Genomic DNA, 12,240 nt, shown 5'->3' on the forward strand with positions numbered 1-12,240 from the left:
TTTTGTTTGTAAAAAAAAATTATATATATATTTTGGCAATTAAATAAACCTAGGGTCATATGAAACGTTTTCTCGGAATGTTAACATTAGTAGGGTTTATCTGCAGTGCAGAACTCTCCTACGGACAAGTTGAAAAGGCTGATCAAGAATTCGAACAGCTGAGTTACTTCAGTGCTCTTGAGCTTTACAAAAAAGCATTTGAGCAAACTAAAACAGTTCCAATTCTCCAAAAAATTGTGGAGTGTTGTAAAAGAACTAATCGTTACAAAGAATGGGAATCTTGGGCTGCTAAACTAATCGCGGCTGATAACAAGAATCCTGATAATTACCTGACTTATGGTGATGCTTTGATGCGTAATGGTAAGTATACCGACGCTAAGCAAGCATACTATTTATATGGTCGTTATTCAAATGGTAAGTTATTTGAATCGCAATTCTTACAAGCTTCTTGTGATAGTGCGTTAAACCAAATGAATTCACCTATTACTACAGCTACTGTTAAAACGCTAGATGTACTAAGTACTCCTTATTCTGACTGGGGATTGACCAAATACCGTAACGGATTTGTGTTCAGTTCTGATCGTCCTTGGGAGCAAAAAACGATCGATAAAAACGAAAAGAAACTTTACGGCTGGACTGGTCGTCCTTTCTTGAAAATTTTCTATGTGGAGAGTGATCCTGAGAAAAACTCATGGGGTACTCCTACATTATTCTCAGACTTCTTTAATGGTGAGTACCACACTGCTGGTGCAGCATTCAACGAGCGTCAAAATACTGTATTCTTTACTCGTACTCGTTTTGTTAACACTCCTGAAACAGGAACTAAACCAGTTTTACGTTTAGAGATATTTATGTCTGAAGCTTGGAAAGAAGCTAAACCATTTAAATACAACTCAATTCTTAAATACTCTGTAGGTGACCCTGCTGTTACTTCTGATGGTACCCGCTTGTATTTTGTATCTGATATGCAAGGTGGTTACGGTGGTACAGATATTTACTATTGCGATATGGGTGCTGATGGCGAATGGGGTCCATTTAAAAATGCGGGTCCTGGTATCAACACTAAAGGTGATGAGCGTTTCCCTACATTAATGGGTGATAACGTTATGTTCTTCTCTTCAAATGGTCGTATCGGTATGGGTGGTCTTGATATTTATCGTGCTACTCAGGAAAAAGGTGAATGGAAAAACGTACTTCGTATGGACTACCCAATCAACTCGCCTCAAGATGACTTCAGTTTAGTTGTAACTAAAATTTCAGGTGTTCCTGAAAATGCAGATAAAATCAAATTAGAAGGTTTCTTCTCTTCAGATCGTTTCGATTCTAAAGGTGCTGATGATATTTACCAGTTTACTTGTGTTATGCCTCAGTTCCAAAAAGAGTACTACTATAAAGGTCGTACTATGAACAAAGAAACTGGATTGCCAATTACTAATGTTACTATTACTGTAACTGATCTTAGCAGCAAAGTATCAACTACGTTCAAATCAAATGATAAAGGTGATTACGAAGTTCCGTTAAAACCTAATCGTCAGTATGAGATCGTGATGAAGAAAAATAATTATTTTGCTTCAAAACAAATGTTCAATACCGGTGATAAATTACGTATGGATATGTTACAGTCTGACTTAACATTTGATCCTATCGTATTGGATCGTTCAATCCGTTTGAATAACATTTATTACGATTTCAACAAATCAACCATCACTGCTGAGTCTCAAGCTGAATTAGATAACTTAGTAGGTGTAATGAAAGAAAACCCTGAGATTATTGTTGAGTTAGGTGCTCACACTGATTCTCGCGGTGATGCTGCTGTTAACCTTGCATTATCACAAAAACGTGCTCAAGCGGTTGTTGATTATGTGGTAGGCAAAGGCATTCCTGCTACTCGTATTACAGGTAAAGGTTACGGTAAAACAAAACCACTTGTAATGTGTGAAGGTGGAAACGAGTGCAGCGAAGCAGAACATGCGTTAAATCGTCGTACTGAGTTTAAAGTAACTCGCGTTCGTACAGATATGGCAGCTGCTACAAAATAAGTCGTATAGTTAAGTTAGAATAAAAATAAAGTTCGACCTGGTTTTACTGGGTCGAACTTTTTTAGTTTATTTCTAATTGCTCTTAGTAATGTTTAAATTTCTTCAGTAACTGAATCGTCTTCGATAATTAATTGATAAGCATCTCTATAGTATTTAACCAGGTATTTCCAGTCGAAATTTTCCGATGAACTTTCTACCATATTTCGTTGTGAGATGCGTTCTCGTCGGGTTAGCTGTACAAAACTAAAAAGCATATTAGCTAATGATTCGGCGGCTTTGGTGTAATCGTTATGCCGACGGCGAACAATATAGATACCATGTGATTCCTCGCTAGGCAAATTGCTCAATACATAATCGCCAAAGCCGGAAAGATCACTTGTAACAGTAGGAATGCCACTGGCTATACATTCTAGCGGTGTGTATCCCCAGGGTTCATAGTAGCTTGGAAATACACCTAAATGGCAACCTCTGATAAATTGATGATATTCCAGGCCAAATAAAGGATTGGTAGGAGAGATAAAGTCTGGGTGATAAACGATTTTAACCCTATCATTTTTTTCGTTCACCATGTTTACACGTCGCAGATGATTTACAATCTGATCATTATGATTATCTACCAAATCATGCGTAACAATATAGGGTAGTTCGTCATTTTTCCAGCTCAACAATGTTCTACGTAAACGTAATTTCCAGTAATCATCAACAAAATCATTAAGAGCCGGCATTTTTTGATCAGGATTATAGGCAGAAGCAAGAAAAAGCTTATCGCCAACCTGTTTTCTTATCGCTGTACAGGTATCCCTAACTTCTTCCATCAGCGCACGTGAATGCAACACTTTTGAGTTGATGGAATGATACTCTTGTTTGGTAATTATGAATAAAACAACCGTAACATCAATACCTGATTTCTTCATTTTTTTATTCAGCCGGTCAATCGCATCTATCGTTAGGTCAAATCCTTTGTTCACATATTCAAATCTTCCGGAAGTAAAAAAGTAAAGCGTATTTTCAAGATCAAAAGAATAGTTATGAAAGAAATGTCCCATTACAAACTGATTGATCTTTTGCTTATACTCCACATGTAAATTTTGAAACTCATGCAAGGCCACAAAACGTTCGATGTTAATTCCATTTGGAGTAATTACATCGGGTTTTCTTCCAATCAGTATTTCACATTCAGAGCCGGTAATTTCACTTACCGTAGTAAATACATCTGCATTTTGAGCCGCACTTCGTTCAATTAGTACTTTTGATAGGCAATTGAATCTGCGAGCTTCCTTTTCCCAGTTTACACCCGGTAAAATATCATAGAATCGTGGTGTTGTAGTAGCAAGATACCTTCCTAATTGGGTGGCGTGAGTGGTAAATACCGTTTTTATCGGTAATGCATTTTTTTTGATATGCGCTATCGGTGTGCCTACCATCCATTCATGAAAATGTGCATGAATTTTTTTGGTTGTAGTGCCAGGTTGGGCGAGTTGTTCCAGTAATTGTTTTACAGTTTCTCCAAACGCAATGGTTTGGTCAACTAATTCATCAAAACTGGAAGTATCGATTTTGTGATTTTCCCAAAGGAAATATTTGACCTCATGTAATCGGCTGTAGATAGGAGCAAAATTGATCAGGATAACTTTAGGTTTGCCGGATACCAGCCAATAGCCATAATGAACCTCAAAACCAAGTTTTTGCATTTTTAGTACGGCACGTCCAAAAGCATCATTGTATTTGTCGGTAGGTTCAAACTCTGCAGGCATTTTTCCTGGGAACATAGGCCCGATCAGGCAATAATTATCGCCCCATATATCAACCATTGCAGGAGCCTTAGAACGAATAACCGTATAAATGCCCCCAACCTGGTTACATACTTCCCAAGCGATTTCGACTAAAAGTTTCTTCTCTAGCTGCATTATAAATAGGCTGTGTTTTAATGTTCGTAACTAATCGTGTTTATGTGCTGCTTTTATGCAGTGTGCTTCTTAAATGCAGATGATTATGTTTTTTGAAATTTATCATTTAATAATGCTATATCAAAATGATATTTCACTTTCGTATGCTTTATTATACCTTTTTCCGCACCATAAATCTGTGAACTTTTAAGTATTTTCGTGGTTTAAGAATACAAAAACATCCAAAGAGAGAATGAAGTATTACAATAATATATTAGAAACTATTGGGAATACGCCAATGGTTAAACTCAATAAATTGGTTGAAGATATTCCGGCTACTATTTTGGCCAAAGTGGAAACATTTAACCCGGGTAATTCGATTAAAGACCGTATGGCTTTAAAGATGATTGAAGATGCAGAGAAGGAAGGGAAACTAAAGCCTGGTTATACCATTATTGAAGGCACTTCCGGTAATACCGGTATGGGATTGGCTATTGCAGCCATCATTAAAGGATATAAATGTATTTTCACTACAACTGATAAGCAATCAAAAGAAAAGGTGGATGCATTGAAAGCTTTTGGTGCAGAAGTTATTGTTTGTCCGACTAACGTTGATCCGGAAGATCCTCGCTCTTATTATTCAGTTTCATCGCGTCTAGTGAAAGAAACACCAAATTCATGGAAGGCTAATCAATATGATAATCTTTCCAATTCTCAAGCGCATTATGAGCAAACCGGTCCTGAAATTTGGGAGCAAACGGAAGGAAAGATTACTCACCTGGTTGTTGGAGTTGGAACAGGCGGTACAATATGTGGTACTGGCCGATATTTAAAAGAAAAGAATCCGAATATTAAAGTTTGGGGAATTGATACGTATGGTTCGGTTTTCAAAAAGTATAAGGAAACTGGTGTATTTGATAAAAATGAGATTTACCCTTATATAACTGAAGGTATAGGTGAAGATTTCTTGCCTGAGAACGTGGATATGGAGGTAATTGATCTGTTTGAAAAAGTAACGGATAAAGATGCCGCAATCTACACTAGAGAAATTGTAAAAAAAGAAGGGATTTTTGTTGGGAATTCTGCAGGTGCAGCTATAGCTGGTATAAAGCAATTAAAAGACAAACTAACTAAAGACGATGTTGTGGTAGTAATTTTCCATGATCACGGTACTCGGTATTTGGGCAAAATGTTCAATGATGACTGGATGCGTGAGCGTGGATTCTTGCAAGAAGAGTTTATAACCGCAAAAGATTTAGTTAAGGATCATCCGGCTGCTTTGGTAACAATTGGTTCTGGTGAGCCCGTTTCTAATGCTATTGAGAAAATGAAAAAATATGGTATTTCTCAAATCCCGGTTAAACGTGATGGTGAGTTTGCTGGTGTTTTAGATGAAAGTCATTTATTCCGTTTAATGGTAGGAGATAATCTAACTGCTAATAAATTAATTGAGGATGTAATGTTACCGGCTTTACCGGAAGTTAGCGGAGATGACTCTATTAAAAAGGTAACTAAACACATTAGTCACGGACACAGAGCTGTTTTGGTTAAGCTGGATGATGGGTCTTATCATATCATTACTCAGCAGGATATTATCACTCATATATAGTAAACTGATAGATGAAAACAAAAAATCCCGGGCTAATTAGTCCGGGATTTTTTGTTTCACCGGAGGGGAATAGGCTTAGTAGCATATTGGGTCGAAAACATAAGCCTCGGATGGCGCGAAACAAGTTTTCAGTTTAGTTTCACTCCATCCGGAGTTAAATTTTCAAATCTTTTTATTTCTATTAAGGTTAAACTTCTCCGAAGTTTCTCCTTAAAAATGAAATTATCTCCTTTTGTCAACAACTTTTTTGTGTTCTGTTTAGCGTGTTTGTTGCCTTTTTCAATATAAATTAATTGATAATAAGGTTGTTGGTTTCTTATTGCCAGCAAAAAGTGTTATTTCTTGTAACGATTTGTAATTACTGATACTTACTCAGTAATAAAAAGAGAAAAAATAAAACTTCACCTTATAATCGAGAAATATGAAAACTAACGAATTAAGTAATAATGCCATTGTTAACATTGATACTACTTATCCATCGGATTCATTGAGAAAATTAAAGACATTAATCGGTACTGAGATATTAATTCAAGTCTTAAGAACCATTGCAATAGGTATATTTCATTTATAATTGGTATTGACTCTCGTTTGTATATGCACTATTATGCAATCTACGTCCCTTTCTTTATCATTTGTGTTTTTTTTATCAAGTATGAATTCTTTTCTGAAAGACATACCACCACTGTTACTGCAAGAGAACGGACTGAATATTAATGAGGTAGTTAAGAGATATTCTCGGTTATGCACTAACTTTTCAAACTTTATTATTCCTTTCCTGGCAATTGCAGTCTTTTTCATTAGAGTTAACGCTATCTACAATGGTAATCTGGAAGACTCATTTGCATCTTTATCACGTGAGCAATGGGTTTTATGGGGAGGATTGATGGTATTTATTAGCGGGGTAATGGCTGTGGGAACCTATTATTGGCTACAAGGCACCTACAATAAAATAATGAGCTGGGATTGGTAGTAGTAGTAGTAACAAGAATAGTTCAACCCCAGACTCATAGTAACCAAAAAAGTCCTGAAGAGCCACACTCCAGGACTTTCTCAGTTAATGAAGTAATTTATGACATTGCTGGGCAATTTCCAGCTCTTCGTTTGTTGGAATAACTAAAACTTTAACTTTCGAATCAACGGCATTTATCTCGCGAATTCCTTTTTCACGTTTTAAGTTCTTTTCTTCATCCAGCTGTATACCTAAGTATTCCAGATTGCTGATAGAAAGTTTACGGGTTAGGGCATCATTTTCTCCCACACCGGCTGTAAACACGATAGCATCAAGTCCGTTTAAAACTGCAGTAAAAGTGCCAATATATTTACGAATGCGATAAGTATACATATCATACGCCAGTTGAGCATCTTTACTGCCTTTTTGTAGTTCAGCCGTAATGTCACGCATATCACTGTGTCCGGTTAAACCCACCATGCCGCTTTTCTTATTTAAAATGGTATTCACTTGGTCGAGGTCATATCCCAATTGATTTACAAGATGAAAGATCACCGATTGATCAATGTCTCCACAACGAGTACCCATAATTAATCCATTCATAGGGCCAAGTCCCATGCTATTGTCAACACATTTTCCTGAATCAACAGCCGCCATACTACAACCATTACCAAGGTGAATGGTGATAACCTTCGCATCTTTTTTATTCAGGTACGTTGCTGCTTGTTCAGAAACATATTTATGACTGGTACCATGAAATCCATAAGCCCTTATTCCGTGTGTATAATAGAATTCATTAGGAATTGCATATCGGAAAGCTACTTCAGGCATTGTTTGATGAAATGCAGTATCAAATACAGCAACTTGTTTAGCTTTTTTAAAGATTTTCTCAGCTACATCAATCCCTAAATAGTTGGCGGGATTATGAAGAGGAGCAAGAGGGAATAACTTTTTGATTTGTTCTTTAACTGCAGGAGAGATAATGGTCGTTACCGCAAACTGCTCTCCTCCATGAACTACACGGTGTCCCACCACTTCAATTTCATCCGTGTCATGAATAACACCGATTTTAGGATCAGTTAACAAAGCATTTACTTCTTGTAAGCCAATTGCATGATCTAAAATATCTAGGTTCTTAATGGTAACCTCATCGGTGCCATCTGTAAATACTTTATGTGTTATGATTGAGTCAGATAAGCCGATACGTTCCACCAATCCACTGCAGATTGTTTTTGCTGCAGGCATTTCAAATAATTGATATTTAATGGAACTGCTTCCTGAGTTTATTACGAATATTTTCATTCTATTGTTTTACGTCTAACTTTTTGGTTCTTAGCTATTAGCCGTTAGCTATTGGCCTTTGTTTTAGTTTTCAGTGAATAGCATTTAAGCCTCTAGCTTCTAAAAGCTAATTGCTAAAGGCTAATAGCTATTGACTATTCTTGTGCCTGAATTGCAGTGATTACAACGGTGTTAAATATATCATCAACAGTACATCCACGACTTAAGTCATTTACGGGTTTATTTAAACCTTGTAACATAGGACCTATTGCCAATGCGCCAGTTTCTCGTTGTACCGCTTTATAAGTGTTATTTCCTGTATTCAGATCAGGGAAAATTAACACACTAGCTTGTCCAGCCACATCAGAGTTAGGCATCTTTTGTTTTCCAACAGTTGGATCAACAGCTGCATCATATTGAATCGGACCTTCAATTTTGAGATCAGGTCGTTTTTCTTTAACAATCTCGGTTGCTTTACGAACCTTTTCAACCTCTTCTCCTTGTCCCGATGTTCCTGAAGAGTACGAAAGCATGGCGATTTTAGGTTCAATGCCAAACATTAAACTACTTTCCGCAGAAGAAATAGCAATTTCCGATAGTTGTTCAGCCGTAGGGTTTGGATTTACGGCGCAATCGCCAAAAACAGAAACGCGATCTGGTAAACACATGAAGAAAACAGAAGAAACAACTGAAACTCCGGGTTTCGTTTTTACGAATTGTAAAGCCGGACGAATAGTATGCTGAGTGGTGTGAACGGCACCTGAAACCATACCGTCTGCCAAGCCTTTATACACCATCATCGTTCCGAAATAAGAAACATCACTCATCATATCCCGGGCCATATCCATGTTTACGCCTTTTTCTTTGCGCAGGTCGAAGAACGTTTCGACGAAATCCTGAAAATGTTCAGATTCTGTAGGCTTAACGATATTGAACTTATTAATATCTACACTAAGCGCTAAACGCTTAACAGCTGCCTGAATGTCATCTTTATTTCCAATAACAGTAAGGTCCACAATATCCTGATTAACCAAACGGGCTGCAGCAGTCAAAATACGATCATCATTACCTTCTGGCAATACAATATGTTTACGAGCTTTCTTAGCACGTTTAACCAGTTGATATTGGAACATCCGAGGGGTAATGCCTTCAGGTTCAAATGTGATGATACGCTGATCAAGTTCTTTTGTATCTACATAACGCTCAAAAGTATTGATTGCCAATTCAATTTTTGTGGTATTATCCGGGTATATTCTTGATCGAACAGAACCGATAAGATTGGTCGTTTCAAAAGTTCCTTTTTCTGTAGCAATGATTGGAACTTTTGAATCCAGGCCTTCAATCAGATCTAATACAGGTTCATCGGGTAATAAGTCTCCGGTAAGCACCAATCCGGCAACTGGCGGATAATTTTTAGAAATATTGGCCTGCAGTGCACTGATAATAATATCGGCACGATCACCAGGGGTAACCACCATAGTATTTTCCCTTAAACGTGTAAGGAAATTACGAAGCATCATAGCACCTACAATCGCATTATCAACCTGGTTAGTCAGTTTATTTTCACCGAATAATAATTTACCCTTCAATGTTTCGAAAATCTCCTGCATGGTAGGATTACTCAACTCTTTTATACCCGGAATAACTGATTTTATAGTTCTTGCAGGTAAATTTTCTTTGAGTAGGGTGGTGAGTTCAAAAGCTTGGGTAGAGTCAATTTTGTTAGCTATAACCCCTAAAACCTGAACCTCCTTGTCGTTAAAACTATTGTGAGCGGTTCGCATAGCACCCGAAACCTCGTGGATTGTTTTTTCTTCACCCGAAAGAACAATAATAACAGGTACACCTAGATTTTTAGCTATTGATACGTTTAAATCGAATTCAAAAGCTGTTCCTTCCCCAATGAAGTCAGAACCTTCTATCAATACAAAATCATAACTCTCTTCCAGTATCTTATACTTACGGATAATAGCATCAATAATATCCGCCTCCTTATTCATGTTAATAAGGTGAAAAACCTCACTCCGGGTAAATGCATAAGAAGCAGTATAGTCCTGTTCAAGTTCAAAATAGCGTATTATCGTCTGGATCGTACTGTCTTTCTTTAGTTTAACAGGATCGTCATCAACAATTGGCTTAAAATAGGCGATCCTTTTGGCTTTGCTCGAGAGCATGTTCATCAGGCCCAATGCAACTACTGATTTCCCACTATAAGGTTCAGAAGTAGCAATGTAAATAGCATTTGTCATAAAAGTATTTAAAGGTTTTTGAGAGTTTTAAGGCTCTTTTTTTACTGGAAATTGAAGATAGGCAAAAAAATACTGTCGACAAATGACTGGTATCAGGTTTTATTAGAAACAAAAAACTCCCCGGTGTTTTCCGGGGAGTTTCGGTCGATTTTTCGTGTAGTTGTAAAAAAATCTTACAAACCCAATTTCTTTTTAATGTCTGAAGGTATACCGTCTTTGTGTAATAAAAAGGCAGTAGTCTTGTATTTTACAAACTCTTTGGTTACGTACAAATATCCTTTATAGTCGTTCGTTTCTCCCCAAGAGTTTTTAACAATGTAGTATTCTTTTCCGTTTTGATCTTTTGCCAAACCGGTAATTTGCATACCATGATCATCGGTAGTATTATAGTTGTCAAATGCAGCCTGACGAAGTTCCTCTGTGATGATCATTTCTTCTCTAGGACCGTTGAACATCGTTCCTTTTTCATCAGCAGTCATCTCTTCAAATTTCTTAGCAGGAACATATGCAACACCATTTTTCCAGCTAAAACCTTTTTCACTTACATCAGTAGCCCATGCAACAGTAAACCCTTTTTTAACTGCATTATCAATAATATTGATCATGTCATCCATTTTAACGTTGTAAACCTGATCCAATGACCAGTTATCAGGTACCATTAACAGCATTTTTTCATAATATGGTTTGTTAATGAAAGATGATAATTCAACATAATCTTTTGGATTAATGCCAACTCTCTCTTTAGCGAACGATTGCGGAGTATATGTTTTTCCTTCATAAGTGAAAGTTGCTGGAACTTCACCTAAATAAGAATCAATAACAGCAGTATAAGCTTTTTTCCAGTTTGGAGTTAATTCACCATTCGGGTTTTTAACGACCGCCTGTAAAACAGCTTCGGTAATGGCTGCCATTTCTTTGAACTGATTTTTCTTAGTGCCATAATTTAAACCGGTATAAACGTCTTGTGGCAGAGCTCCATACTGGGCATACATATTTATAACGTCATGGCATGCACCTCCGTCACCTAGGCTGATTGCTCCATGCATACGCACGTAATTAACACCTTTTTCAATGTAAGCATTTCTTGCGGTGAAGATCTCTGCTAAATCTACCGGCTTTTTACCCAAACGAATCATTTCTGATTCAAGAAATGAGTTAGTAGAATAACTCCAACAAGTGCCTGAACTACCTTGATTTTTAACTGAAGTAGCTTCTGCATTCGTTACAGTAGTAAAATTGAAGCCTTCTTTACTGCTTGCACTTTGATTGTTCTCTAAACTTTTGATCAGGTTATCCTGGGCATTTACGGCTGTAGCCAGGGCAATGAGAGGTACAACAAGAAAATATTTAACGTTCATATACAGTGATTGAGTTTTTTGAAAGCGCCAAATATAAGAATTAAGCAATGGGAGCAAAGGACAATAACTCTTTGTAACTGATTTATTTCAGTTGGCAACGGAGGTTTAACAAAAAGGAAAATTATTTATTCAGAAAGCTAATAAGACCTACTATGTTTATTCTTTTCGTGCAGGATCTTTGATTATTCTGTAGACAAATAACGTAACAATAAAAATTTCGGAAGCAAGCAAAGCAATATAAAGCATGGCGCGTAAAATTTAGAGAATGCGAAACTAATACTTTTGCTTGTTTTTAAAATAGTTGTTGATAAGTTGTTGATAGGTTGTTGTTTAGGAGATTTATTTGGTGCAAAGTTTATTTTATTGCGATTAGTGATTTTAACAAATCTTTTAATTGCTCTTTTAGTTCCGGATTGTTAATTTCTCCTGTGGAATTTAATTTTGATCTAATAAAAGAAATAAGCAATGTTACAGAATCCGGTGTTTTTGTTGACAAGGCACTCAGAATATTAAGAAGGGCAGCGTGTCCCTTTCTCTCCTTGGGAGGAAGCCGTAATTAAGGCAACTGGTTTTTCTACAAATTCACCAGACGATACGGTCCAATCGATTGCGTTTTTTAAAGCTCCGGGAACGCCAAAAGCATATTCTGGTGTGCAAATTAATAGTACATCAGCTTCCTTGATTGCCCTTTTAAAATGTAGAACAGCTTGCGGAACCTCATCGCTATCATCAAATGCAGAAATAGCTGCTAATTTATCGTAAACCTGAAAATCTACATGCTCGGGAGTTATTGTTGAAATAAAATCTAAGATCTTGTTGGATGAAGAATTATTTCGGAGACTTCCGGGAATTGCTAAGATTTTCATAAA

Annotated in this window: 8 protein-coding genes; 3 read left to right on the plus strand and 5 right to left on the minus strand. The window is 36.9% G+C overall.

Annotated elements, in window-relative coordinates:
* Positions 1-59 precede the first annotated feature (59 nt).
* Positions 60-2,039 carry an OmpA family protein gene (locus tag SOLCA_RS05615; RefSeq protein WP_014679483.1) on the plus strand — a complete coding sequence of 660 codons (1,980 nt, stop codon included), beginning with the start codon at positions 60-62 and terminating at the stop codon, positions 2,037-2,039.
* Between the two features lie 92 nt (positions 2,040-2,131).
* Here the strand turns inward: SOLCA_RS05615 and SOLCA_RS05620 are convergent, their stop codons facing one another.
* Entirely contained in the window at positions 2,132-3,946 is a 1,815-nt protein-coding gene (locus SOLCA_RS05620; protein WP_014679484.1) for a glycosyltransferase, read from the minus strand.
* A gap of 232 nt (positions 3,947-4,178) precedes the next feature.
* Between SOLCA_RS05620 and SOLCA_RS05625 the strand changes: the two genes are divergently transcribed.
* Positions 4,179-5,534 (plus strand): pyridoxal-phosphate dependent enzyme, encoded by a 1,356-nt coding sequence (locus SOLCA_RS05625; RefSeq protein ID WP_014679485.1) that lies wholly within the window; start codon positions 4,179-4,181, stop codon positions 5,532-5,534.
* Positions 5,535-6,186: 652 nt separating this feature from the next.
* The gene (locus tag SOLCA_RS05635) at positions 6,187-6,504 is read left to right on the plus strand and encodes a hypothetical protein (RefSeq protein WP_042479379.1); all 318 of its coding nucleotides are present in this window, start codon (positions 6,187-6,189) and stop codon (positions 6,502-6,504) included.
* 84 nt (positions 6,505-6,588) lie between these two features.
* On the opposite strand, the gene SOLCA_RS05640 is transcribed toward SOLCA_RS05635, so the two are convergent.
* From SOLCA_RS05640 to SOLCA_RS05655, 4 genes are all read right to left on the minus strand, one after another.
* A complete protein-coding gene (locus SOLCA_RS05640; RefSeq protein WP_014679488.1) occupies positions 6,589-7,785 on the minus strand; it encodes an acetate/propionate family kinase in 1,197 nt (398 codons plus the stop codon).
* A gap of 134 nt (positions 7,786-7,919) precedes the next feature.
* Entirely contained in the window at positions 7,920-10,013 is a 2,094-nt protein-coding gene (gene pta / locus SOLCA_RS05645; RefSeq protein ID WP_014679489.1) for a phosphate acetyltransferase, read from the minus strand.
* A gap of 173 nt (positions 10,014-10,186) precedes the next feature.
* A complete protein-coding gene (locus SOLCA_RS05650) occupies positions 10,187-11,371 on the minus strand; it encodes a C1 family peptidase (RefSeq protein ID WP_014679490.1) in 1,185 nt (394 codons plus the stop codon).
* Between the two features lie 509 nt (positions 11,372-11,880).
* Positions 11,881-12,237, minus strand: a complete 357-nt coding sequence (locus tag SOLCA_RS05655; RefSeq protein WP_052308554.1) for an NADPH-dependent FMN reductase — start codon at positions 12,235-12,237, stop codon at positions 11,881-11,883.
* Positions 12,238-12,240: the final 3 nt, after the last annotated feature.

The sequence above is a fragment of the Solitalea canadensis DSM 3403 genome, assembly GCF_000242635.2.
Taxonomy (GTDB): domain Bacteria; phylum Bacteroidota; class Bacteroidia; order Sphingobacteriales; family Sphingobacteriaceae; genus Solitalea; species Solitalea canadensis.